This window comes from Mycobacterium sp. URHB0044 (genome assembly GCF_000620625.1).
Lineage (GTDB): Bacteria > Actinomycetota > Actinomycetes > Mycobacteriales > Mycobacteriaceae > Mycobacterium.
The window spans coordinates 182,136-206,472 of record NZ_JIAW01000012.1 but is presented as its reverse complement, the minus strand read 5'-3'; the positions used below and the strand labels follow the sequence as shown (position 1 = coordinate 206,472).

The following is a 24,337-nucleotide window of genomic DNA, read 5'->3' as shown; positions in this document are numbered from 1 at the left end:
GCGGCCCTTCCTGTTCTGTGAAGCGGGACATGATGATTGGACGCGTCCGCTTGCGATTCGGTTCCCTCGTCCGCGCAAGTCGTTCACGGCAGCGTCCTGGCTGATCGAATCGCTTGCTCACACGCACGCTGCGGAGCGGGGCGTTCCGGGGCGTGTTGGCACCCAATGGCGATCCGTACGCCACGGTCGAGCATCACGGACCACTCGACGTGGCGTTCCCGACGGATCTCGCGGTAACCGATGACGGTCCTGTCCGCCCGCCGGGCCGTCGCGGTGAAGTCCACGAACACCCCTGCGGGTTGCTCGTCGAGCGCACGTCGCAGCACGTCTGCCGCCGCGGCCAGCGACTCCTGTCCCGCCGACTGCGTGAGCAGAATCGCCTCATGGGGTTCCGACGGCGAATTCGCCTGCACCCGGGCGGAACCCGGACCCGAGACGATGCGCTCGGTGGTCCACCCGGCGGGCACTTCGACCGCGACGCGTGCCTCCACCAGCCACGTCGTGGCGGTCGTTGCGGACTCGTCGGCGCCGTACGCCGCCGCAGCGCCTGCGAGCACAACCACCAGACCCGTGCAGGCGACTGCCGCGACGCGGGGACGGGAGACACGGGTAGGCATTCTCGCGATCTCGGCCGCGCGCAGGACGCGTTGGTCGTCGGCCAGTGACACCGCAGTGCCGCGTAACCGAAGGGCGTGCGCGACGTCCCCGCTGAGTTGCCTCGCTGCGGTGACACCGCCCGGCACGTCGATCAGAACGTCGTCCCAGGGGGCCGTGGCGGCGACGACGGTCTCGACGACGGCGTGCTGGTCACCCACCCGGGGCACGACGGACGGGTCCCCGTCCGGAGCATGGACAATGACGAAATCCTCTGCAATTTCGACGATTACCGAATGCCCGCGGCTGCGCAGGAGTTCAGCCCGCCGCAGCACGACGACGTTCGCGGCGACGTGACGGGCGGCGTCACGAGCCAGATCGATTCGCGGCGTCTGCCACCACGACGGGCAGACGAGCACCACGGTGCGAGCGCCCGGGTGTACCGCGGCTGCCATCACCTCGCGCCACGCCGCGTCGATCGGCAGAACACGTTCATCGACGAGGGCCAACGCGTCGTCGATGAATTCGAAGGCCGCCGTGGCGAGTTCGGTGCCGACCGCACGTCCACCGACGATCTCGGCCGGTCCGACGACCAGCACGGCATCGGAACCCGTCACGGCGGATCCGTCCACGACACCTGGATCACCCGGTTCGGCTGCCCACGCCGAGTCAGCGTGCCGCGTCCGGGCGGCTGCGCCGTCGGGCGTACCGAGCCGAGCAGCACGCCCTCGTCCGGACCGGCGCTCATCGTCAGTCCCATGCATCCGAGGTCACGCAACCGGGCCAGGAACGGATCGAACATCGCCCTGGCGGCACCGCCCGACCGACGCGCCACCACGACGTGCAGGCCGAGATCACGGGCATGCGGCAGCAGATCGATCAACCCGGCGAGTGGGTTGGAGGCGGACTCGGCCACCAGGTCGTAATCGTCGACGATGACGTACATCTCGGGACCCGACCACCATGACCGGTCGCGTAGTTGCCGTTGGCTGACCTCCGGTCCCGGCATGCGCGCCTGCAATGTCCTTGCGAGGGCTGCTACGTGCGTCTCGGCCATGGCGGCGGACATCGCGTAACCGGCGAGGTGATCCGATTCGACGACGCCCAGAAGCGACCGGCGAGGATCGGCGATGAGGAGCTGCGCGCAGTCCGCGTCGTTGGTCCGGATGATCTCCTCACACAGGGTGCGCAGCGTCGTCGTCTTTCCGCATTCCGTTTCGCCGAGCACGATGAGGTGTGACTGCGCACCGAAGTCGAGCGCGACGGGACGCAGGTCGTCTTCGGCGAGGCCGATCAATACGGTGGTGGATGGCCGAACGTCGGGAGCGGCGGCGGCCACGGCTTCGCGGCGCACCTTCGTCGGGAGCAGCTCGACGGGTGGCGCCGCAACGCCCGGGACGCAGTTGCGCAGGAGTTCGGCGACGGCCCGCATTGCGGCATCCAGCCCGACGTCGGATGAGCTGCCGTCCAGTCGAGGGAGGGCGATCACGGTCTCGAGGCCGTCGCGCGTGAGTCCGCGGCCGGGCGGTCTGTCAGCGAGGAGACGGGCTCGTCGGCGGTCCATCTCCGAGTCCGCCGGATCGCCAAGCCGCAGTTCGATTCTGGTGCCCAGCTGGTCCTTGAGTGCGGGACGGATCTCGACCCAGCGGGAAGCAGAGACCACGACGTGCACGCCGACGGCCAATGCCCTGGCGGCCAGGGCCGTGATGGCTTCCTCGAGCCCGTCGAAGTCCTGCCGGACGGCTACCCAACCGTCGATGACCAGGAACACGTCGCCGTAGCCGTCGTCGAAGCCTGCGTCTGCCCCGTCGCGGCGCAACCGGGTCTCTCTGGCCTGGACGAGGCCGTGGACCTGACCGACGATGCGGCGGACCAACGCGGTCTCGAAACGCCCGGCAACCGCGCCGACGTGAGGAAGCACCTGCATCGCGGCGAGCACCCCGCCCCCGAAGTCCAGGCCGTAAACCTGCACACGTGACGGCGGTTGCGTCGCCGCCAGCGCCAACACCAACGTGCCCAGTGCGATGGACTTGCCCGATCGAGGGCCGCCGACGACAGCCACGTGTCCGCCGGCTCCCCTCGTATCGGCGATCAGCGGGTCGCGCCGCTGCGCGAACGGGTTGTCCACCAGCCCGATCGGCAGCACCAGCGGTGGAAGCGGCCCCGCCGATGCCAGGACGGTGTCCAGGGCGGGTGATTCGGCGAGCGGGGGCGACCACACTCGGTGCGCAGGTGTCCCCCGACCGGCCAGACCGTCGAGTACGGCGTCGAGAATCGACTGCGTGGAAGCGGTTTGGACGGATCGAACCTGGCCCGGCGCGCGCGGAACGGGTCGCGCGGTGAACAACGTTGGCATGACTGCTCGTTGGTCGTCGAGCGGCCGGGACGGACTGGTGACCGGCCCGGACACGTATGCCGTGCGGAACCGCACGAGTCGGCCGTCGGCGGTCTTGAGGTACGCCGCTCCGGGAGCGTTCGGCAGGTCGTAGGCATCGGACGTGCCAAGGACGGCGCGGGATTCGGCCGCGGAGAAGGTCTTCAAACAGATCCGGTACGACAGGTGGTTCTCGAGTCCGCGCAGTCGACCTTCGTCGAGTCGTTGACTGGCCAGCAGCAGGTGCATTCCGAGCGAGCGTCCGACTCTGCCGATTGCGGTGAACAGGTCGGCGAAGTCGGGCTGCTGGCTGAGCAGTTCGGAGAACTCGTCCACCACGATGAACAGGACGGGTAGCGGGGCCAGCGCGGCGCCCGCCGACCGCGCGGTCTCGTAGTCGGTGAGGTTGGCGAAGTTTCCGGCCACACGCAGTGCCTGCTGCCTGCGCGTCATCTCACCGGCGAGGGCGTCCCGCATCCGCGCCACCAGATGCGCCTCCTCCGACAGGTTGGTGATGACGGCCGCCACGTGCCGAAGTCGCTCGAACCCGAGAAACGTTGCGCCTCCTTTGAAGTCGACGAGCACCAGGTTCAACGCCTCGGGCGGATGGGTGGCCACGAGTCCGAGAGCCAACGTGCGCAGGAACTCCGACTTGCCGGATCCGGTGGCGCCAACGCACAACCCGTGCGGACCCATGCCGTGCTGGGCGGCCTCCTTGATGTCCAGCTCGACGGGCTGGTCGTCGTCGGAGATCCCGATCGCCACGCGCAGGCGTCGACGGCCGCGGGGCCGCCACCACGTCGTCGCGCGGCCGGGATCCACGTCGCCAAGGCCGTTCAGCGCCGCCCAACCGTCGTGGCCCATGGGCAGGCCATCGGGGGCCGAGGAGCCGACGCGAAACGGTGCCAGCCGCCGCGCACACGAGACCGCGGCGTCCAGTGTCAGATGATCGGGGTGCTGCGGCCTTACGTCCAGCGCGCCGTCGGCGGCGCCGATCGTGATCACGGTGACCCCGTCGGCAGGCACCTCGGGCGGCAGATCGCCTCCGTCGACCAGGACCACCACGTGTTTGCTGCTGGCGACGTCGATCTCGGCCAAGCTGCGATGGGTCATCCTGCCCATTCCCGCACCGTCGGACGCGCGCGGGTCTTGATGGTGGGGAAGCCATTTCAGCCAGTCCCACTCTGCAGCGGCGGCCTCTCCGACGACGGCGACGATCTTCACGAACTCCGGGGCGTGCCACACCGCCAGCTGGCAGATCATGGCTCTGGCCAGGCCGCGCGCCGCGGTGACGTCGCCATCCAGTGCTATCGCCGGCTGGGCGCACACGTCGATGGCGACGGGCAGATTCGGCACCGTCGACCGGGTCGCGAGCAGACGGCGCACCGCGTCCGTCGTCACCGGATCGACGGTTTCCACTGGCTTCGACTCGGGTGGCGTCAGTCTGGTGGACAAGGTGAGCGTGCCGAGTCCGACGCGAACATGGCAGAAGTCAGCGTCGTCGGGCCGCCGTTCCCACATCCGCCTCCCGCCGACCAGCGTCCACAACGATGCCGGATCGGGGTGCCGCCAGTGCAGCGCTCGGTGCTGTGCCTCCGCAGTCGCGACCACCGCATCGTCGAGCGCGTCGAGGTACCGCAGATAGTCGCGTCGATCCTGATCGAGCTCCCCGGTCCGGCGGCTGCCGCGCGACCCGTAGGCCAACGAACCGAGCATGGAGACCACCATCATGACGGGAAAGAACAGGAACATCGGGCTGCGGTTGGTGCCGGAGGTGAAGTACAGCAACGCCATTCCCGAGGCCGCAACCAGCATTGCCACCGGCAGCAGCCACCTCAGTGGGTTGGCGGGTGCCGCCCGCGGCACCTCCGGTGGAGGGTCGACGACGATGTCGCCGTCGTCCGCCAACGGCGCGGGCAGGCGCGAAGCGCGCACGAAGTCCATTCCTGAATGGACGCAGCAGGAACCGATTCCGTTCCATCGCGGCGCGAACTATTTTGCCGCGCCGACCTCCCCCAAAGCTCGGTTACGGTGACGGTACTGGGCACCTATCGGGGGGTGATGCGGATGTCGGTGTGTCGGCTATCCATTCAGGTCGAGCGGGACGACCGACAGGTCATGATCGACGTGGCGCTGCCGTCCGGCACGCCGCTGACCGCGCTGTTGCCGGACATCGTCGAGTTGGCCGAACCAGCATCGGATGAGTGGCCGAGGGGTTGGCGGCTGGACCGCAGGTCCGGAGTGTCGCTCGACGAGTCGATCACCCTGGCCGAGAACGGTGTTCACGACGGCGATGTGCTGGTCCTGGCCGCATCGGACGCGCCGGTTCTCGGGGTGGGCCGGTGGGATCCGTGCCGAACGGTCGCCGACGCGGGGGCACCGACAGTGGGTGGGCGGCCGTTCCCGTTCGAGCTGGTCTCCGCGTGGGCGGCGGTCGTCGGCTCCGCGGCGTTGTGCATCGGCGGCGCGGGACATTCGGGTATCCATCTGCTCGTCGCCGCCCTCGCAGCGTGCGTCGCCGCAGCCCTGGCCGTCACCGTCCCGAGCCCGGCCGCGGGCGTCGCCGCCACATCGTTGGCGTCCGCGACGGGTTTCCTGGCGGTGCCCTCGGGCCCCGGTGCTGCGAACGTCTTCCTCGCAGCGGTGGCCGCTACGTCCGTCTCGGCGCTCTTGCTGCGGTGGACCGATGACTCGATGCCGACTCCGATTGCGACGGCATGCTTCTCGACCCTTGTCGCCGTCGCGGCGGTGCCACCTGTGCTCACCGCTATGCCCGTCGCGGCGGTCGGAGCCGTGCTGACCGTCACCGCTCTCGGCCTGCTGACGATGTCCGGCAGAGCCGCCGTCGTGCTGTCCGGATTGGCCGCTGATCGCGACCTCGACGAGTATGACCAACGCTCGATTCGCGCCCACGCCGCGTTGACCGGCCTGATCCAGGGGTGCAGCGGTGGTGCCGCGCTCGGCGCGGTCCTCGTCGCGGTGGGGTGCCTTCGACACGAGGTGCCCGCCGCGGCCGGTTTCGGCTTCGCGGTGGTGCTCGCCGTCGCATTGTTGCTGCGGATTCGCACGCACGTCGACGCCACGCGCCGCTGGGCTCTCGTCTTCGCCGGGATGGTCAGTGCCCTAGCGGCTTTCGGCATCGTCGTGGCGAGGATGCCAGACCAGGTGAGCCTGGCGAGTGCGACGGTCGTCGCGATCGGCTTCGGCCTGATCCGTCCGCCCCGGCTCAGCGCTGGGGCTGTCCGAGCGCTGGAGGTACTCGAGTACGCCGCGCTGGTCGCCGTCGTCCCGCTGGCCTGTTTCGTCGGCGGTGTGTATGCGATGGTGCGCGGAACGCCCGTCTGATGCCCCGTTCGGTGCTGCGCCTCGCAACGGCGGTCGCCCTGGTCTGGGTGGCGGGGCTGACGTCACCGCCGGCGGGCGCGGTGATGCCTCCCTCGGTCGACGACGCACTGTTGCCCCCACCGGCGTCGCCGGCACCGCGGGAGGCCACCGAGCAGAACGAACCCTGCCAGTCGGCGCTCGAAGCCAAGGACACCGACGAGCAACGTCAGCTGAGTGACGTTGACCTGCAGGCCATCTGGCGCCTGTCGCGCGGCTCGAGCCAGACGGTGGCGGTGATCGACACGGGCGTGTCCCGGCATCGGCTGCTGCCGCATCTGTTGCCCGGTGGGGACTACGTGTCGACCGGGGACGGTACGCAGGACTGCGACGGCCACGGGACCATAGTCGCCGGGATCATCGGTGCTGCAGCGGTTGACGAGTTCGGCGGACTCGCACCCGATGCCACGATCATGGCCATCCGGCAGTCGAGCAACAGGTTCCGACGGTCGGTCGACTCCACGGGCTCGGGTGTCGGTGACGTCGAAACACTCGCGATGGCCGTGCGCACGGCGGCCGACGCGGGAGCGACGGTCATCAACGTCTCCTCCGTCGCCTGCCTATCGGCGGACGAGGAGATCGGCGACGGGGCCCTCGGCGCGGCGCTCGCGTATGCAGTGGACGTCAAGAACGTGGTCGTCGTCGCCGCGGCGGGCAACGTCGGCGGGTCCGGTCAATGCCGTGAGCAGAACCCGCCGCCGGATCCCTCCCGCCCCGGCCTGCCGGACTGGGGCGCGGTGAAGGTCGTGGTCAGTCCCTCCTGGTACGACGACTACGTCCTGACGGTCGGGTCGGTCGATCTGGACGGCCGCCCGTCGACGTTCAGCATGGCCGGGCCTTGGGTCGACGTGGCCGCGCCCGGCGAGTCGGTCGTCTCGCTGGATCCCGATGGGGAGGGTCTGATCGACAGCCCGCCGGGTTCCTCTGAGCCAGAGCGGATTTCGGGCACTAGCTATGCCGCGCCGGTCGTCACCGGCGTGGCGGCGTTGATACGGTCGCGCGAACCGCAGCTCTCGGCGCGGCAGGTGATGCAACGCATCGAGGACACCGCCCACGCTCCGGCGGCGGGGTGGGATCCGCGAGTCGGCCACGGAGTGGTCGACGTCCTGGCCGCGATCAGCACCGGCGGTCCCGGCACCCCACCATCCGTCCCGACGTCCGCAGGGCCCGCAGCCCCGACGGCGGAGGTGCGCCGCCCGGACCCGTTGTCCCGGCGTGTCGCGTTCGGCGGTGCTGCGGTGTGCGTGGCGGGCGCGGCGCTGGCGTCGATCTCGGCTGCGCGCCTACGACGGCGTGGACGGCCCATCCCGCACGACTAGCGCCGCGTCGGCGCTGAGCTCCGGACCGCGTGGCAAGGCTGCGAGGACGGGCCACGGCGCGGGAGCGGGCGGGCCCGTCAGGCCGAGGTGCGTGGCGGCCTCGTCGTCGTGAATGCCGTAGCGCACACCAAGATCGCTGACGAGATACCGCGGCCCCGTCGCGCCGTCGTCCCCGGCGATCGACGCCGCCCGGACGTCGATGGAGCGGCCCGCCGGGACGGCCACGGCATCGACGTTGGGTCCTCCGCCGTCGGCCCGGGCGAGGCTTGCCAACCGGTCCCCGGCGACGGGCAGCTCGCCGGTCAGCACCGCGCTGTGCGCAGGTTTGTCGGCGGGATCGGACTGCCAGTGCACGCAGACCGCACCCGGACCGTCTGCCCCGACCGGTTCGCGGGCACGCTGGGGAAGGTCCTCGACCGACAATGCCTGCACGATGCGGGTTCGCGCGATCGCCGACGGTGCGAGGGACGGGACCTCGTCGAGACCGCCCGGGTAAGTGAATCTGATCAGATCGGCGGCCACCTCGCCGATCCGCTGGACGCCGTCGCGGACAACGGCGTAGTAGTCGGTCGATTCGGCGCGAACCACCCGCACGACGGCCCCGACCGGAATTCCGTCCAGCGACGGCGGCCCGGCGGTGCCGACGCCCGCGATGGGCGGCGCGGCGATCGGCCGAACTTCCGGCAGCGAGTCGAGGAGCGCTCGCGAAACGGGCTTCGGCGCAACACCTTCCAGTCGCAAGGCGCGCACCACCGCCTGGTTGCGCAGGTCCACTTCAGCTCGGCTGCCGTCGTAGAGCAGATACGTCGACGCAGGGCCTTCGCCTCGCGGGGTGACGAGCACGCTGCGCGACCCGTCGAGCCGGTCGGTGGCCGCGGATTCTGCGCCGACGATCACGACGGTGCGGTCGGTGTCGCAGACCATCCACGACGGCCCGGCCAATGGCGTTCCGATCGTTGCGGGCGCCCCCGGGATGCCCATCGAGGGCCCGTGTCTGGCTTTGGCGATGGCAGCCTCGCCCACCAGGGTGGGGGTGACGGCCGACCGGGCGATCAGGCGGGCTGACGCCAAGTTCGGGACCGGGTGCAGGATGTCGTCGACGCGGACGTACAGCGCTCCCGACTCTCGGGCCATCACGATCGGGGCGGTTCCGAGCGTGCCCTGGGGCCTGGCGAAGGCCAGGATCGCACACGCGGCGACGCCGATGACCGCGAGGACGGACCCCGCCAACAACGACAATGATTGCGCGCGCAGAGGATCGTCGTGCATCGCAATGTTCCTGCGCACCAAGGCATGTTCCATGCGACGCATCAGGAAGCGGTGACCACAGCTGGCGAGCCGGGTCCTCGGTTGGTCAGACATGATTTCCCCCGACGTCGAGCCTAACCGCGCCCGACCGACCTACCGATCACCGATTCAGCGCCACCGCGCCCAGACGTAAGGCACCAGCGAGCGCAGGAAGTCGAGGTCCGGTCCCGCCTGGGCGTCGGCGAACGCCTGCTCGAAGTACTCCTCGGCAACCAACAGGATGCCCTCGGCGTATTCGCGGGTGAACCCGATGCTGCCGTAGTCGTCCATCAGCCGGCGCACCGAGCGAACGAGGTCCTCCGACCGCTCGGTCCTGGTGCGGCGTAGGTAGTCGCTCACCAACACGCGGTCGGTCCCCTTCGCAGTCGCCATCAGATGCACCAGTGTGAGCGTCCGTTTGCCTTCGTACAGATCGCCGAGGATCTCCTTGCCGTAGGTGTGCTCGTCTCCAACTAGATTCAGCAGATCGTCGCGAATCTGGAAGGCCGCTCCGAAGTGAAAGCCGAACCGCACCAGCGGACCAAGCTCCGCCGTCCCTCCTGAACCCACCATCGCGCCGACCCGCAATGGATGAATGGTGGTATACCAGCACGTCTTGTGCATGATCAGCTCGAGGTAGTCTTCGGGTCCCAAATCCTCGACATTGTCGAGCTGCCAACCGACTTCGGTCGCCTGCCCTTCGAGAGTGCGCATGGCCATGGTGTCGAATTCGCCCCATACGAGGTCGGCGAGGTCACGGTCGAGCCGACGTGTCGCCCTTCGCAATACCTGTCCGGCCACGATCGCGAGTCCATCACCGGCGTTCAGTGCCGCGGCCATTCCGTGTGTCGCTGCGAGTGTCGGTCGACCACGCCGCATCTCGCTACCGTCCGCGATGTCATCGTGTACGAGAAATGCATTGTGCAGCAATTCAATAGCGACGGCGATCCCGAGCAGATCATCCGGTTCCGCACCGAATGCGCGACCTGCAGACAGGCACAGCGCCGGCCGCAAGGCCTTGCCGGGTCGCGACGGATAGTCGCGCATCGGCCCATAGAGCCATTGTGCTGGTTCGCCGTCGGGCATCGCGTCGAGCATGGAGCGGCGAACGACTTTCCCGACCTCGCGCAGTCGGCCTTCGACTTCGAAGATCGAGTCAGCTCGGTCGGCGGTGCTCGTCATGGTAGCTGCGGTTTGATCGTCAGCACGATCGACAGCCACACGTCTGGATGACCGTCGGCGAGCAGCGTCCCGCGGTAGCAGGCCGGAGGAAGGCCCTCAGCGACGTCGATTTCCATGGTCACGCCTCGACTACACCGTGCAGGCATCGGGACGACATCCGGTTCGAAGCGCACCATCTGGGCGGCAATCACCGTGCCGTCGTGGGCGAGCAGATCGCTGCACCGAAGGCGCACCTTACCCAGATCCGTCGCGCCGCTGTTGTGCAGCCACACCTCGGTGGAGACAGCGCCTGACTCCGTTGCAACGAGCGCAATGTGACCGCTCGCGGTGTCGTTCATCAGGTCGAATGTGGCGGTTCCGCTCTGACTCGACGTATCTCCTACCCCGCGAAGTGATTGCGTGACTTGGGCGACGACGCCCTTCCATGATTCCAGCAACCGCTGCACATCCGGAATCGTTGTGGCATCGCGCGTTTCGGCGGCCTCGACCTCAGGACTGGACGTCGCCGTCGAGCAGCTCGCGTTGTCGCTTTGATTCATCTGTACGAATCGATCAACGAGTTCTGTCGCGGCTTTGAAACCACGTGCCTGAATCTCGCCCAAGGCACGTACGTTGATCGCCGGGTCGAACACCGCGGCCCACGGGATGTCGGAAATTGCGCCGTCGTCGCCGATGCCCCGCTCATTCACGAATCGCTCCCCATCGTTCCCCCCGCCTTTCGAGCGCACAACGGTATGCTATGACCGCCAGCGACGGGAGGCGGGGGCATGTCGAAACTTCATTCTCAACTGGCCCTTTTCGGTGCAATCGACCAGGAAGTTAGTGCTGCTAAGAAGCGACTGAAGGACGGCGCCGACGGCGACGATGCGGCGGCAGCGAGTGACCTCATCGACATGGTTGGGAAGTTTCTTCCGGGCACCACGGGGTTCGGTCAACACGGCTGGTACGCCGAACTCGCCAAATTTCTCAACAGGCCACCGGTGCTCTGCGGACGCAGCCGTGTCGTGTTTCCGGATCTCAACCGTGCGCTGGCCGAACTTCGGGGCGCGGAGAAAGAGCAAAACGACCGTGATCCCGTTTTGGCGAGAGCGGTGTACGCCGCGGTCATCCTGAAGAAGATCTACTCGGCAACGGGTCGCGGCGGAACAGAAGAAGACACCGATGCCTTCAGCATCGTCGGGCCATCCCTCAAGTCCTGGACGTCGGAAAACGAAGCCGAGGCCGCCGTGGCACTCGAGAGAGTCGTTCCGGATATCAATAACCGACAGACGTGGCTCTCGTACGCGGCCGAAGCTGTCGGCGCGCAGTTTGCCGAACGATCCATGTCGTGCTTCGGGGCGCTCAAAAAGGTGAATGGTCAGTACTGCGCCTTTGTCACCACCGACGCCACGGACGACGACTTGACTGTCGCAGACATCGCGAAAATCGTCGAACCGATCAACTGGCACGAGTGCTGCACATTCTTCTGTCACATGACGGCACAGACGGATCCCCACGACCAGAACGGCGCAACTCGGGTGTCGGAGCGGATCAGCGCGGAGTGCAAGGAGTACTTCCTGGACACAGCACTGGTCTTCTGGAAGGCGAAGCAAGCGGACGGCTCGATTTACATCAACTACGACATCGATTCGACACGAGACAACGACACCGGGCTGGTCGAGGTCGACAGCGGCTACATCTGGATCACCCCTATTCCCGGCCAAGTCACCGGCGTTCGGGTACGCACCAGCAAGCTGGAAAGGGTCAGCGGGCTCAGCCCGACGGCCACTGCGGCGTTGGCCTGTCTACTCGGATGGGGCAGCCAGGCTCACGAAATGCTGGCCGGCACCGCTCGAAGGTACATGCAGAATCCCGTCCCCCCGCCGACGTTCCAACCGTTCCGCCGGTCGCCGTACGACGCGAAGACCTACACCGACGCCTAGGAAGGACGACATGACCGATCCGAAGAAGGCCACGCTGCCACCGAATTTCCAGGACACCGTGGAAGATACCGTGATGCTTACCAAGGACCTCATCGCACGTACGGCCAACGTACTCGGAGACCTTGGGAAACGCTGGATGGATGGGATGTCACACACGGACGTGGATATCGTCACCAAGAACGCTGGCACGAATGCCAACGAATTCTGGCTGAAGGTCTACGACACCGCCGAAGACAACGTAACGCCGGGCAATCCCTAATGGACGATCCGAAGGACATCGCCAAGGCGTTTGCGGACGACGCCAACAAGATCATCGACGAGTCGCAAAAAGTGGCGGTCGACGCGTTCAAGAAGATCAACAAGCAAGTCCCGAACCAGCCGATTACCTATACCGCCGGGGATGCCATCAAGTCGATGACCGAGCTCGCCAAGATCGCAGCCACCGGCGGGATCGAGATCGGCCAGACGGCGCTCGAGGTGGAGCCCACAAAGGGCGTGCTCATCCTCGCCGACCACGTCGCCACAGTCGTAGGCAGAGCCATCAAGGATGCCGCGACGGTCGTCTCCGAAGCCGCAGATCAGGTCGACAAGAACGCCTTCAAACAGAACCAGTGGACACAGTCCGCGATCAAACTCGCGAACATCGCGTTGCTGCGAGGAGCGGAGATCGTGCAGACGGTAGCTGCCGGTCCGGCTCAATACGCAAACCCGGTGGTCAAGGAGTTATTCACCTTGGCCGCAGGACAAGTGGATCCGATCAACGACCGCGTGCTTACGCTCGTCACCTTGAAGTTGGGGGGACCCCCGACTCTTCCTCCCGTCGCGAGCTACCGAGTCAGTTTCGAGCCTACTGGCGGCGTGTTGAAGGCCGGCAAGAACGAATTCACCCTCGTCGTCAATTCGGCAGGGCTCGCAAGCGGGCTATACATCGGCAGCGTGGAAATCAGCGTTCCCGGCGCCACGCCGCCTCAAGTCCTGAATTTCCCCGTCGCGATCGCGCTGTGAGCCAACACGACAAACCAGCAGGCGTCGACGAACTGCTCGATCGTGCACTGGCAGCCCTAGCCAAGGGCGATCGGTTCACCGCAGACCTTCTCGCCGGCCAAGTACTGGCCGTGGACCGCAACAATGCTGATGCCGAGGATCTGCTCGCGGCGCCTGCAGATCACGGCGAAATCCGACGATTGACAATTCTTTTCGCGGACCTCGTTGATTCGACCGCACTGTCCACCCGAATCGAGCCCGAAACATATCGCACCGTAGTAGGGCGCTACCGCGACGACGTCATTCGGATCGTCAATCGCTATGAGGGCCACATCGGATCGACCAAGGGTGACGGGCTGCTGGCCTTCTTCGGTCATCCGCAAGCGCACGAGGACGACGTTCAGCGCTCAGTGCAGGTCGGGTTGGACATCACTCGGGAAATTGCGACCCTCAGCGCGCGCGTGCGGCGTCGATTCGGTTTCGAGATCAACGTTCGCGTTGGGATCCACCGCGGAATCGTGTATTTGGACACCGCCCAAGACGACGTGTACGGGCTCGCGGCGAACATGGCGGCACGGATGTGCAGCCTGGCCGAACCAGGAACCGTTGCGGTGTCGGACTCGATTGAACCGCTCATCCGAGACAGTTTCGAACTGGCGGCCCGGCTCCCCAAGTCCGTCAAGGGTGTGGACGATCCGGTGCGCCACTTCCTCGTAGTCGCCGAACGTGACGTCACCCGAATGACATTCGGCCCGTTGGTGGGCCGGCATCCGGAGTTCGCGTACATCGAGCAATGTTGGGCTCGCGCACAGGTCGGCAGGTTGGACCGGCCCGGAGTGGCGTTCGTTGGTGACGCTGGCATCGGCAAGAGTCGGCTCGCATGGTCGGCCGTCGACATGGCTGAGCGATCCCATGCGATCGTCCTGCAGCTGATCGGCTCGCCGTTTCACACCGACGTCGGCTTGCGTCCGATCCGCAGGTTGCTGGAACGCCAGTGTGGCATCGGCCGCACGTCCGACCCCGCTGAGCGCCTTCGATATCTCGAGCGCGAGGTCGAGGAACGTTCGCTCGAATCCTCCGCCCTGATTCCCTTGTTGGCTCCTGTGCTCGGCATCGATCCGCGGAGCGGGTATCGACCCGTCCACGCCGAAGGCCGCAAGTTGTACGGGCAGATCGCTGGCGCGGTGCACGATTACCTCCTTGCGTGTGTGCACGATGCGCCGGCGCTGGTGCTCGTCGAAGACATGCATTGGTTCGATGAGGACAGCATCGAAGTCCTGCAATCCCTCATGCGCGCCGATCTGGGCGGTCACGTGCTCATCGTGATGACCAGTCGCGAGCAAGTGCCGTTGACCGACAGCTCGCAGGTCGAGGCCTTCGAATTGAAGCCGTTGACCGACGATGAGACCGACGATCTGATCGTTGCCCTCTACCCCGAGGTGACGCCGGATGACCAACGGGCGGTCCGCCGTCGGTGTGACGGCGTCCCGCTCTACATCGAAGAAGTAGTGACAAAGCTCAAAGAACATCCAACTGACGAGTCCAACTCGGTTGGGGTGCCAGATTCACTCTACGAGGCCTTGTTCGCGCGGCTTCGTTCCAGCAAGAACGCCGTACAGGTCGTCGAGGCCGCAGCCATCATCGGCAGTCGAATCGAGCGGAGCTTGCTGTTATCGGTCGTCGACTTGAGTGAAGACGAAGTCGACCAAGTGATTCAGCAGCTTTCAAACGGCCGGGTGCTCGAACCGCTCGACCAGGACAGCTGGAGATTCCGTCACGAGCTGCTTCGCGAGGTGGCGGCGGAGCTGTCTCCGCCGAGTCTTCGCCTCCTGCAACACAGCCGCATTGCGGATGCTTTGGCGTCGGCGGCCACAGACGGAAACCCCGACTGGCCCTTGATCGCCCGCCACTACGAGCGGGCGGAACGGTACACCGAGGCGGCATCGGCCTACGGGCAAGCATCGGCGAATGCCGGGCAGCGAGGCGCACTCGGCGAAGCCCGGACCTACCTGACCTATGCGGTATCCCAGGCCGAGCGTGCGGCACCAGGCGCCGAGCGCGACCAGCAGGAAATCTCGCTTCGACTGCGACGCGCCTTCTTGGCACAGGCGGCTGAAGGGGTTTCGAGCCCCAATGTCGCGGCTGACTTCGAACGTTGTCTTCAACTGTGCGGTAGCGACTTACGTGACGACGATGTCTTTTCGACGGTGATGTCGCTGTACCCGTATTACACGATGCGTGCGGACCTTGACCGTGCGGAACGGTTGGTCCAGTCGATCCGCGTGAACCTAACGGGCACACGAGCAGGGTTCCTGCCTGTCAACGACTTCGCGTTGGGGATGTTGGCTTGGTACCGCGGCGACTTCGGTTACTCGCGGGCGAAACTCGAAATGGCGGCAAACTCGTTGAGCGAAGAGGCCATGCGCGAGCTGGACACAATGCTCTTCATGCCGAACGACACAACGGCGGGGCTGTACACACACCTCGCGTTGGCCCGCTACGTCGAGGGAGACTTGGGCGGGGTGGAGGCCGACCTAGCCAGCGCAGAACAGCGATGCGAACGACTCCCCTTTCCGCAGGGCGCATTCAGCCTGGCCTACACGCGGCAGATCGAAGTCTTGATACGAATCGAGGCAGGCCAGCTCGGCCGTGCCAATGAAGTCGCCATTGACGTGGGCAAGCTTGGTGAACAACATGGCTTCGATTCGTGGGCCCTCATCGGAGCGGCACAACGCGAAATGGTCAGCGCGATATCTTCACTGGCCGAGAGGGGTGGTGACGCAGCCACATTACCGGCGCAGATCGCAACCATGACCGGATTCATCGATACGTTTCGTGCTCTAGGCGTAATCGCACTCATCACGTTCTACGACGCGGTACTGGCACGAATGTTGATCGCGGCGAACGAGCCCGACGAAGCACGTATGCGTTTGCAAATCGCATTGGATTTGGCAGACGAGACCGGGATGCATTTCTACGATGCCGAGTTGGTGCGACTCCGCTCCCACACCACCGATGACGTCGAGCTGCGTCGCGCAGACCTGCGTGCGGCACTTGAGCTAGCACGCCGACAGGAGGCGTGGATCTTTGAGTTACGCGTCGCTGCAGATGATTTCGAGTTGTCCGGTGAGCCTGCGAGGCACGCGTTGTTCGAAGCCTTGAGCCGCTTCCCCCACCAGAGCACCTGGCCCGAGTTGACGCGCGCACGGACATTGCTGGGGTGAGGCGGCCCGACGGGAAGGTAGCGGTCCTCGGCGGCGGCATGGCGGGGCTGAGTGCGGCCTGGCGGCTTAGCGAGCCAGGCTGGCGGGATCGCTTCGAGTCGATCACGGTGTACCAGCGCGGCTGGCGCCTGGGCGGCAAGGGGGCATCCAGCCGTGGCGAGCACGGCCGGATTGAGGAACACGGTTTGCACGTCTGGCTCGGATGCTACGAGAACGCCTTCCGATTGATTCGCGAGTGCTACGCCGAACTCGACAGAGGTACAACGGATCCAGCTTCACCCATACGAACCTGGGATCAGGCGATAGTTCCGGCCGAAAATCCCGGCTTGGCCGACCGGTGGGGCAGCGATTGGGTGACCTGGCTCGGCACGCATCCCCGAAACGACCTGACCCCGGGCGAACCGGAAGCCGCGGGACGTGAGCTCACGGCCATCGAATTCATCGAGAGGGCACTCAAACTCGTCATCTCGTTCACCGACTCCTTGCGCGCCGCCGCGCCGGGCGGCCTACTCCTATCCACGTCGGCTGAGCCGCCACGGACACCGGCGTCATTGGCAATCGATATGGTGCAGCGAGGAGTGCTCGCTGCACTCCTCGCGGTAACTGACCCGGGCCTCGCCCAGGGCGCACCGACGGATGCGCTCGAACGTGCCCTCGATGCAATCCGTAATGCGATCGAGTACGAGAACCGCCTTGACCACAAACGAGCTTGGCTGCTGATATCGCTTGTCGCAGCCGTCGTCCGCGGAGTCGTCGCAGACAACCTGGTCACCCATGCGCGGGGGTTCAGGGCGATCAACGACGAAGACTTCGGCCAGTGGATTCTGCGTCACGGCGGTCATCCAGATGTGCTCGACTCCCCTTTGGTACGGGGCCTTTACGACCTGGTGTTTGGCTACGAGGATGCCAACCCGGAGCGGCCCGCGGTGGCAGCCGGTTTGATGATCTTCCTCATCGGCGTCGTCCTCTTCGAGTACAAGGGCGCAATCTTCTGGAAGATGACAGCCGGCATGGGTGACATCGTGATCGCTCCGCTTTATCAGGCTTTGCGCCGCCGAGGCGTCGAGTTCGAGTTCTTCCATCGCCTCGACGCTCTGCACCTCGACGCCCGCCGCCAGACGATCGACACCATCACCATGGGGCGCCAGGTCAGGCTCGCCGAGGGCCTCGACCACTACGAGCCGTTGACGGCAGTGCGTGGTCTTCCCGTCTTCCCGAATGCGCCGCTCGCTGACCAGATCGAACCAAAATCAGGATTGGACGCCCTGGAATCGCATTTCAACGAGCACAGTGACGCTGAAGCTCGAGTGCTGCGCCTCGGCGTCGACTACGACCACGTCATTCTCGCTGTTTCGCTGGGGATGATCCCCATCGTCGCGGCCGAACTCATCGCTGACCGACCCGAATGGCGCGATATGACCACGCACGTACGCACCGTCGCGACACAGGCGTTCCAGATCTGGCTGCGACCCGATGAGCCATCTCTGGGATGGGATCACCCCGGGGCCACGATCAGCGCCTACCTCCCGCCGTTCGAGACCTGGGCATCGATGCCGCAGACGCTATGGGCCGAGGACTGGCCGGATGGCGATCTCCCGGGCACCGTTGCGTACTTCTGCGGCAGCCTTCGAGCCCCCTGGCCGACGACCGAGGACAGCACCGAATACGTCCGTCGCCTTCACGAGCAGGTGCATACGGAAGCGACGCAACACCTCGATCGCCACCTCGGCCTGTACTTCCCACGCGCCACCGCTGAGCAAGGCTTCGCCTGGCACCTGCTCAGCGGTGTCAACGGCCAGCGCGGCCGGTCCGCGATGGCAACGCAGCACGTCAGCGTGAACATCGACCCTTCGGATCGCTATGTGCAATCCGTCCCAGGCTCCGACAAACATCGCCTGCGGCCCGATGAAAGTGGTTACGACAACCTGTTTTTGGCGGGTGACTGGACCGATTCGGGAATCAACGCCGGCTGTATCGAGGCCGCGGTGATGTCCGGCCTCGAGGCGGCGAACGCGTTACTCGGCCGCGGTCGGTACCACCGCATCCGCGGCTTCTACCTGCCGTGAACACCCTAGCTACTCGCCCGCCGCTCCCGGTACGCCGCCACGTGCTGCCGGTTACCACAGTTGCCGGTGTCGCAGAACATCCGGGATCGGTTGCGGGACAGATCGATCAGGACGGCATCACAGTCCGGTGCCGCACAGATCTTGAGCCTGCGCAGCTCCCCGGCGCGGATGAGGTCTGCCAATGCCATCGCCATCTCGGCGCCCATCCGCTGCCAGAGCGGATCGTGGATCGAGGCGAGGTGCAGGTGCCATTCCGGCTGCTCCGGGTGTCGGGTGAGCCACGGCATGGCGCGGGTGTCGCTCAGTAGCGCGTTGACCGCAGCGACCGCGCGCTCCTCGTCGTCGGCCACGTCCCAGATCCTGCCCAGCCGCTCCCGCAGCCGGTGCACGGAGTCCAACTCGGCGGCGTCCTTGTCGCGGCGGCCCGTCCAGCCGAATCCGTCGAGGTAGCCGTCCAGCGCCTCCATGTCGCCGAGGTGTTCGCCGTCGACGCGGTCGGTGTTGATCAGGACACAAGAAGCCTTCAAGGTGAGCTCCGTGTCATGAGTAAAAATCATTTGACTCATGACTCCCTTCAGCGCTAGCGTCATGACCAACATCGATTTTACTCATTACATGCCAGGAGGTGCTCGGTGACGGCCACGACCACGCCAGATCAGCGGGCTGCAGGCGACCACTTCCGGCTCGGCTTGCTCTTCGCGGTCGCATCGGCCTTCACCTTCGGGACGTCCGGGCCGCTGGCCAAGTCGCTGATGGAAACGGGCTGGAGCCCCATCGCCGCCGTCACCGCACGGCTGGCCGGTGGCGCCCTGGTGATGGCGATCTTCGCCACCATCATGAACCCTGGCTGGGTTCGCGAAGCGCTGCAGCACGCCAAGACCGTCGTGGCCTATGGGCTGATCCCCATTGCGGGCGCCCAACTGTGCTACTTCAACGCCATTTCGCACCTGACGGTCGGCGTCGCATTACTGCTCGAATACACGGCCCCCGTACTCGTCGTGGGCTGGCTGTGGGCGACCACCCGTCGTCGGCCCAGCAACCTCGTGTTGACCGGGGTCGCCCTTGCCGTCGTCGGCATCGTCCTGGTTCTCGACGTCGTGTCGGGCGCCCACGTCAACCTCGTCGGAATCGGCTGGGGCCTGGCCGCGGCAATCTGTGCGGCGTGCTACTTCATGATGGCCGACAAGGTCACCACGGACGGCACCGGGCTGAACTCCATCACCCTGGCCGCCGGCGGTCTGATCGTGGGGGCCGGCTCGGTCGCGTTGCTCGGTGTGTCGGGAATTCTTCCGCTGACCTTCGCTACACATGACGTCGTCGTCGCGGGGTGGACGACGTCGTGGCTGGTTCCGGTGCTAGCCCTGGCTGTCGTCCCGACCGCCATCGCGTACACGCTCGGCATCATGGGGATCGCCAGACTGAAGCCACGGTTTGCCTCGCTGGTCGGGCTCGCCGAGGTGCTGTTCGCCGTACTCACGGCATGGGCGCTCCTAGGCGAGGCGATCTCGGTCAGCCAGGCCATCGGCGGGGTGGTCGTCCTCGGTGGACTCACCTTGGCGCGCCTTGGCGACCGCGCCGAGCAGGTCCGGCTGTCCGCCCTTCCGGATGACCCGGCCGCCGAGCCGCACACTGAGCAAACGGTTGGTCGTAGCTGATCGCGGTATGCCAAGATGCCTAGGTGACCTTGAAGAAGATGTCGGCCCGGCTGGCCGCGATCACCTCGGCCCTGGTCTGTACGGCCACGATGCTGGCCATCGCCCCACCGGCGACGGCCGAGCCGTGCTCCGACGTCGCGGTCGTGTTCGCGCGCGGTACCGACGACACGCCGGGCCTCGGACGCGTCGGTGACGCATTCTCCGGCGCCCTCAGCGGACTGATCGGTGGCCGCAGCCTCACCACGTATGCGGTGAACTACCCGGCCTCGTATGACTTCCTCGCCGCGGCCGACGGCGCGGCGGACGCCACCAACTACATCGCGACCCTGACGCAGCAGTGCCCGTCCACCCGGATCGTGCTCGGCGGCTACTCGCAGGGCGCCGCCGTGGTCGACATGCTGGCCGGTATTCCGCCGCTTGGCAACAAGATCGGTGACATCGGGTCGGCGCCCCCGTTGCCGAGCGGTCTCCTTCCCTCCATCGCGGCGGTGGCGGTGTTCGGCAACCCCGCGACCAAGTTCAGCAACCCGATCACCTCGTCGGTCTTCGGCGGCAGGGCCATCGACCTGTGCAAGGACGGTGACCCCATTTGTTCGCGGGGCCGCAATCCGTTCGCCCATAGCGATTACGTGACCGCGGGCCTGGCGCAACAGGCCGCAAACTACGTGGCGGGACTTGTTTAGCTCGTTTACGCGTTATCATTCGGCGTGGCTCTTGATCTTGTTCGACGCTCCGCCCTCGCCGTCGTGACGGCCTGCGCCGCCGTCGTTGCTCCCGTCGTCTCGTCCGCCGTCCTCCCGACCGCATCGGCCGACGATTGCCCCGCCATCCAGGTGGTCTTTGCCCGCGGTACCAGCGAATCTGCAGGGCTGGGACTGCCCGGCGGAGCGTTCGTCGATGCGTTGCGCAGCAAGGTCGGTGGCCGCTCGGTCGGCACCTACGCCGTCAACTACCCCGCCACCTACGACTTCCTGGCGGCCGCCGACGGCGCCAACGACGCCAGTGGCCACATCCAGTACATGATCGGCGCCTGCCCCGACACCCGTCTGGTGCTCGGCGGTTACTCGCAGGGTGCCGCGGTGATCGACGTGATCAGTGCGGTGCCGGTTCCGGCGATCGGGTTCAACAACCCGCTGCCGCCGAACGCGCCCGATCACGTCGCCGCCATCGCCGTCTTCGGCAACCCCTCCGCCAAGCTGGGTTTGCCCTTGACCTCGAGCCCGGTGTGGGGTGGCCGGTCCATCGATCTGTGCAACGGGGGCGACCCGATCTGCCAGACCGACGGTGAAAGCGTTGCCGCGCACAAGGCCTACGCGGGCGGTCCGACCAACGCCGCAGCCAACTTCGTCGCAGGTCTGCTGTAACGAACTCGCAGGTGCAACGGATAATCTCCAGCGTGACCGCATCCGTGTTCAGTAGGTTCTGCCGCCGCGTCCTCGTGCCGGCCTTGTCGACTCTGGCTGTGGCCGCAGCGGTCACCGGCACCGCCCCCGTGGCCGCGGCCGCGCCATGCCCAGACGTGCAGGTCCTGTTCGCCCGCGGCACCGACGAACCCCCGGGCCTTGGACAGGTCGGCGACGCATTCGTCCAGGGGCTGCGCGACAGGACCGGTCGCGACATCGCGGCGTCGGCGGTGAACTACCCCGCGCACCAGGACATCGCGCCCGGCGTCGACGACCTGACCGGCCAGCTCGAGTCCTTCGCCAGCCGGTGCCCGAACACCCGGATCATCGTCGGCGGCTATTCACTGGGCGCAGGTGTCACCAACCGGGTGCTCAACGATCCGCTGCCGCCGGGTGTCGACGACCGGATCGCCGCGGTCGTGCTCTTCGGCAACGCCAGCCGGCTGCTCGACGTCCCCCTCGCGCCCGGTCCCGCATTCGCAGGGAAGTTCATCGACGTGTGCAATCCGGGCGATCCCATCTGCTCCGGCGGCCCCTTCGCCCTGTCCCATCTTCAGCTCGCGTACGTTGCGGGCGGCGGCGTGAATTCGGCAGTCGAGTTCGCCATGGGCAAGATCTGACCCGCGTCCGCGTGCTCCCCGTAACGGGTGCACCACGCAATGCCGACGAAAGCGACAATTAGTTCGGCTAGCATCGCCTTCGTGACCTCACGGCGTATTCACAGGTTCATCATCAGCGTGGCAGTCTCCGTAATGACCGCGGCCAGTCTGTTGCTCGTACCCGCGGTCACCCCTGGTGGCGCCCCGTCGGCGTCGGCCGCGGCGTGCCCCGACGTCGAGGTGATCTTCGCCCGCGGCCGGACCGAGCCGGCAGGCCCCGGCCAAATCGGGAACGCCTTCGTCAGTGACCTTCGGAAGAAGACGGGCAAGAACGTCAATCTCTACGCGGTGCGCTACCCCGCCGACAGCGAGATCGACATCGGCGCCAACGACATGAGCCAGCGCATTCAGAGCACCGCAGCGAGCTGCCCCAATACGCGCATCGTGCTCGGCGGGTACTCGCTTGGCGCCGCCGTCACCGACGTGGTTCTGGCTCTGCCCTTCTCGTTCTTCGGTTTCAAGAACCCGCTGCCGGGTGAGATGGAGCAGCACATCGCCGGAGTCGCACTGTTCGGCAACGGCAGCGCGTGGGCCGGGCCCATCGGGGCCTTCAATCCGGTCTATCGCGAGAGAACCATCGAGATGTGCCATGGCGCAGACCCGGTGTGCAACCCGGCCGACCCCAATACGTGGGAGAACAACTGGTCCGATCACCTGGCCAAGGCCTACCTCAGCGCGGGCATGGTCAACGAGGCCGCCGACTTCGTTGCGGGCCGGCTCGCACCGCCCCCGCCACCGGCCTAGTTACCGGCCGATCTCGTCGGCCGAACGAAGGTCGCGGGTGATCGTGATCCGCGACTCCAACTGATCGTCGGCTGGATAGTCGACGCCGACCAACGTCAGCCCGCGGGCGGGCGCGGCGGTGAAGTCGCTCGATCGCCGGGTGGCCGTCAACAGCTGGGCACACCAACCAGATTCGCGTCGGCCCTCCCCCACCGCCAGCAGCGCCCCGATGAGCGACCTGACCATCGACCAGCAGAAGGCGTCGGCGGTGACGTGTGCGGTGATCAGGTAGCCGTCGCGCGTCCAGTCCAGCCGCTGCAGGTCGCGGATCGTGGTGGCACCCTCACGATGCCGGCAGAAGGCGGCGAAGTCGCGTAACCCCAAGAGATTTCGCGATGCGACGGCCATCGCATCGACGTCGAGCGTGCGCGGCCACGGTGTGACGAAGCGGGCCCGTTGCGGTTCCACCCCGTACGGGGCCGTCGACAGCCGGTACTCGTAGTGCCGCCGCAACGCCGAGAACCTGGCGTCGAAACCCGTTGGCGCACGGACGACGTCGAACACCCGGATCTCCTCCGGCAAGAACCGCGCGAGCCGACGTACCAGTGGGAGGAACTCCGGTTCCCCGTGGCGTGGGGTGCGTGGCTGCACGTGCACGAGCGCGTCGGCGGGCACGTCGCAGTGCGCCACCTGGCCCGTGGCGTGCACGCCGGTGTCGGTCCGGCCGGCTGCGCGCAGCACGACCGGGGTGCGCAACATCGTGGACAGCGCGTCGTCCAGGACACCGGCAACGGTCCGTTGCCCGGCCTGGGTGGCCCAACCTGCGAAACCGGTTCCGTCGTAGGCGATGTCGAGTCGAAGCCGAACGGTAGCCGGGGATAACGACACGTGCCCGCCATCTGACTCGATGGCGGGCACGTTCACGGTGTCGTCAGGACTTGGCGTCGTCAGCCTCGTCCTTGGCGTCCTCGACGGCGTCTTCGGCTTCGGCGGTCTCGGCGTCGGCAACGGCCTCGTCCTCGACCTTGGCGTCCTCCACGACCTCATCGGTCTCGGGGCCGACAGCGGCCTCGGGCTCGACTGCGGCCTGCGGGGCTGTTGCCGCCGCAACGGGAGCGGACTGGGAAGCCGAAACCCGGCGGGCGCGATCGGCCTCCGAGGTGACGGTCTTCTCCCGAACCAGTTCGATGACGGCCATCGGGGCGTTGTCGCCCTTGCGCGGCTCCACCTTGATGATGCGGGTGTAGCCGCCGGCGCGATCGGCGAAGAACGGCCCGATCTCGGCGAACAGCGTGTGCACCACGTCCTTGTCGCGGATCTTCTTCATCACCTCACGCCGGTTGTGCAGCGTGCCCTTCTTGGCGTGGGTGATGAGCTTCTCCGCGTAGGGGCGCAACGCCCGCGCCTTGGGCTCGGTCGTCTTGATGCGGCCGTGCTCGAACAGCGACGTGGCCAGGTTGGCCAGGAGCGCCTTCTGGTGCGAGGACGACCCGCCGAGACGGGCACCCTTCGTGGGCTTGGGCATTGCGACTATCTCCTCAGTGGGGCCGGTCCCCGTATCAGG

The 24,337-nt window shown here is 66.6% G+C and carries 20 protein-coding genes and 1 pseudogene; 13 read left to right on the top strand and 8 right to left on the bottom strand.

From position 1 onward, the window contains the following. Positions 1 to 83: 83 nt before the first annotated feature. Positions 84 to 1,211, bottom strand: coding sequence for a type VII secretion-associated protein (locus N536_RS0123630; RefSeq protein WP_155948699.1), 1,128 nt, complete (start codon positions 1,209 to 1,211; stop codon positions 84 to 86). Next, positions 1,208 to 4,912 (bottom strand): type VII secretion protein EccC, encoded by a 3,705-nt coding sequence (locus N536_RS0123625; RefSeq protein WP_036437367.1) that lies wholly within the window; start codon positions 4,910 to 4,912, stop codon positions 1,208 to 1,210. Before N536_RS0123625 ends, N536_RS0123630 begins: the two co-directional genes overlap by 4 nt. Before the next feature lie 87 nt (positions 4,913 to 4,999). Here N536_RS0123625 and eccD point away from each other — a divergent pair, with 87 nt between their 5' ends. After that, positions 5,000 to 6,313 carry a type VII secretion integral membrane protein EccD gene (gene eccD, locus N536_RS0123620; protein WP_029115870.1) on the top strand — a complete coding sequence of 438 codons (1,314 nt, stop codon included), beginning with the start codon at positions 5,000 to 5,002 and terminating at the stop codon, positions 6,311 to 6,313. After that, a complete protein-coding gene (mycP, locus tag N536_RS0123615; RefSeq protein ID WP_029115869.1) occupies positions 6,313 to 7,668 on the top strand; it encodes a type VII secretion-associated serine protease mycosin in 1,356 nt (451 codons plus the stop codon). The genes eccD and mycP overlap by 1 nt, the downstream gene beginning before the upstream one ends. Here mycP and eccB read toward each other — a convergent pair. The 3 genes from eccB to N536_RS0123600 are packed head-to-tail and all read right to left on the bottom strand — an operon-like array spanning position 7,633 to position 10,769. Next, positions 7,633 to 9,030 carry a type VII secretion protein EccB gene (gene eccB, locus N536_RS0123610; protein WP_029115868.1) on the bottom strand — a complete coding sequence of 466 codons (1,398 nt, stop codon included), beginning with the start codon at positions 9,028 to 9,030 and terminating at the stop codon, positions 7,633 to 7,635. The genes mycP and eccB overlap by 36 nt on opposite strands. 54 nt (positions 9,031 to 9,084) lie before the next feature. Continuing rightward, positions 9,085 to 10,137, bottom strand: coding sequence for a polyprenyl synthetase family protein (locus tag N536_RS0123605; RefSeq protein ID WP_029115867.1), 1,053 nt, complete (start codon positions 10,135 to 10,137; stop codon positions 9,085 to 9,087). Further along, positions 10,134 to 10,769 (bottom strand): hypothetical protein, encoded by a 636-nt coding sequence (locus N536_RS0123600; RefSeq protein WP_155948698.1) that lies wholly within the window; start codon positions 10,767 to 10,769, stop codon positions 10,134 to 10,136. The genes N536_RS0123605 and N536_RS0123600 overlap by 4 nt, the downstream gene beginning before the upstream one ends. Positions 10,770 to 10,904: 135 nt before the next feature. Here N536_RS0123600 and N536_RS0123595 point away from each other — a divergent pair, with 135 nt between their 5' ends. The 6 genes and pseudogenes from N536_RS0123595 to N536_RS0123575 all read left to right on the top strand — a co-directional run bounded on the left by N536_RS0123595 (position 10,905) and on the right by N536_RS0123575 (position 18,333). Beyond that, a complete protein-coding gene (locus N536_RS0123595; RefSeq protein WP_029115865.1) occupies positions 10,905 to 12,059 on the top strand; it encodes a hypothetical protein in 1,155 nt (384 codons plus the stop codon). Between the two features lie 10 nt (positions 12,060 to 12,069). Continuing rightward, positions 12,070 to 12,318, top strand: a complete 249-nt coding sequence (locus N536_RS0123590; protein ID WP_029115864.1) for a hypothetical protein — start codon at positions 12,070 to 12,072, stop codon at positions 12,316 to 12,318. After that, positions 12,318 to 13,064: a hypothetical protein gene (locus tag N536_RS42645; protein ID WP_029115863.1), complete on the top strand. Its 747-nt coding sequence runs from the start codon at positions 12,318 to 12,320 to the stop codon at positions 13,062 to 13,064. Before N536_RS0123590 ends, N536_RS42645 begins: the two co-directional genes overlap by 1 nt. 110 nt (positions 13,065 to 13,174) lie before the next feature. Further along, positions 13,175 to 16,267 carry an adenylate/guanylate cyclase domain-containing protein gene (locus tag N536_RS0123580; protein WP_231514610.1) on the top strand — a complete coding sequence of 1,031 codons (3,093 nt, stop codon included), beginning with the start codon at positions 13,175 to 13,177 and terminating at the stop codon, positions 16,265 to 16,267. Next, positions 16,264 to 16,623 (top strand): annotated as a pseudogene (locus N536_RS43605) (FAD-dependent oxidoreductase); the annotation flags it as partial. The gene N536_RS0123580 and the pseudogene N536_RS43605, both read left to right, overlap by 4 nt. A gap of 222 nt (positions 16,624 to 16,845) precedes the next feature. Beyond that, positions 16,846 to 18,333: an FAD-dependent oxidoreductase gene (locus N536_RS0123575; protein ID WP_369798464.1), complete on the top strand. Its 1,488-nt coding sequence runs from the start codon at positions 16,846 to 16,848 to the stop codon at positions 18,331 to 18,333. 5 nt (positions 18,334 to 18,338) lie between these two features. Here N536_RS0123575 and N536_RS0123570 read toward each other — a convergent pair whose 3' ends face one another. After that, positions 18,339 to 18,890 (bottom strand): CGNR zinc finger domain-containing protein, encoded by a 552-nt coding sequence (locus tag N536_RS0123570; protein ID WP_029115860.1) that lies wholly within the window; start codon positions 18,888 to 18,890, stop codon positions 18,339 to 18,341. Between the two features lie 75 nt (positions 18,891 to 18,965). Between N536_RS0123570 and N536_RS0123565 the strand changes: the two genes are divergently transcribed. The 5 genes from N536_RS0123565 to N536_RS0123545 all read left to right on the top strand — a co-directional run bounded on the left by N536_RS0123565 (position 18,966) and on the right by N536_RS0123545 (position 22,794). Next, entirely contained in the window at positions 18,966 to 19,988 is a 1,023-nt protein-coding gene (locus N536_RS0123565; RefSeq protein ID WP_029115859.1) for a DMT family transporter, read from the top strand. A gap of 38 nt (positions 19,989 to 20,026) precedes the next feature. Further along, positions 20,027 to 20,671, top strand: coding sequence for a cutinase family protein (locus N536_RS0123560; RefSeq protein ID WP_081809358.1), 645 nt, complete (start codon positions 20,027 to 20,029; stop codon positions 20,669 to 20,671). 24 nt (positions 20,672 to 20,695) lie between these two features. Continuing rightward, a complete protein-coding gene (locus N536_RS0123555) occupies positions 20,696 to 21,352 on the top strand; it encodes a cutinase family protein (RefSeq protein WP_029115857.1) in 657 nt (218 codons plus the stop codon). A gap of 32 nt (positions 21,353 to 21,384) precedes the next feature. Beyond that, entirely contained in the window at positions 21,385 to 22,011 is a 627-nt protein-coding gene (locus tag N536_RS0123550; RefSeq protein WP_036437363.1) for a cutinase family protein, read from the top strand. A gap of 132 nt (positions 22,012 to 22,143) precedes the next feature. Next, a complete protein-coding gene (locus N536_RS0123545; protein ID WP_081809353.1) occupies positions 22,144 to 22,794 on the top strand; it encodes a cutinase family protein in 651 nt (216 codons plus the stop codon). Here the strand turns inward: N536_RS0123545 and truA are convergent, their stop codons facing one another. Together truA and rplQ are read right to left on the bottom strand one after the other, a co-directional pair. Further along, entirely contained in the window at positions 22,795 to 23,697 is a 903-nt protein-coding gene (gene truA / locus N536_RS0123540; RefSeq protein WP_029115854.1) for a tRNA pseudouridine(38-40) synthase TruA, read from the bottom strand. It lies immediately after the preceding gene. 7 nt (positions 23,698 to 23,704) lie between these two features. Beyond that, on the bottom strand, positions 23,705 to 24,298 hold the full coding sequence (gene rplQ / locus N536_RS0123535) for a 50S ribosomal protein L17 (protein ID WP_029115853.1): 594 nt from the start codon (positions 24,296 to 24,298) through the stop codon (positions 23,705 to 23,707). Positions 24,299 to 24,337 lie beyond the last annotated feature (39 nt).

Excerpts from the sequence above, each read along its gene's own strand:
- N536_RS0123625 (WP_036437367.1), bottom strand. The coding sequence starts at position 4,912 with ATGGACTTCGTGCGCGCTTCGCGCCTGCCCGCGCCGTTGGCGGACGAC.
- mycP (WP_029115869.1), top strand. The coding sequence starts at position 6,313 with ATGCCCCGTTCGGTGCTGCGCCTCGCAACGGCGGTCGCCCTGGTCTGG.
- eccB (WP_029115868.1), bottom strand. The coding sequence starts at position 9,030 with ATGTCTGACCAACCGAGGACCCGGCTCGCCAGCTGTGGTCACCGCTTC.
- N536_RS0123605 (WP_029115867.1), bottom strand. The coding sequence starts at position 10,137 with ATGACGAGCACCGCCGACCGAGCTGACTCGATCTTCGAAGTCGAAGGC.
- N536_RS0123595 (WP_029115865.1), top strand. The coding sequence starts at position 10,905 with ATGTCGAAACTTCATTCTCAACTGGCCCTTTTCGGTGCAATCGACCAG.
- N536_RS0123590 (WP_029115864.1), top strand. The coding sequence starts at position 12,070 with ATGACCGATCCGAAGAAGGCCACGCTGCCACCGAATTTCCAGGACACC.
- N536_RS42645 (WP_029115863.1), top strand. The coding sequence starts at position 12,318 with ATGGACGATCCGAAGGACATCGCCAAGGCGTTTGCGGACGACGCCAAC.
- N536_RS0123570 (WP_029115860.1), bottom strand. The coding sequence starts at position 18,890 with ATGATTTTTACTCATGACACGGAGCTCACCTTGAAGGCTTCTTGTGTC.
- N536_RS0123560 (WP_081809358.1), top strand. The coding sequence starts at position 20,027 with ATGTCGGCCCGGCTGGCCGCGATCACCTCGGCCCTGGTCTGTACGGCC.
- N536_RS0123545 (WP_081809353.1), top strand. The coding sequence starts at position 22,144 with ATGACCGCGGCCAGTCTGTTGCTCGTACCCGCGGTCACCCCTGGTGGC.
- rplQ (WP_029115853.1), bottom strand. The coding sequence starts at position 24,298 with ATGCCCAAGCCCACGAAGGGTGCCCGTCTCGGCGGGTCGTCCTCGCAC.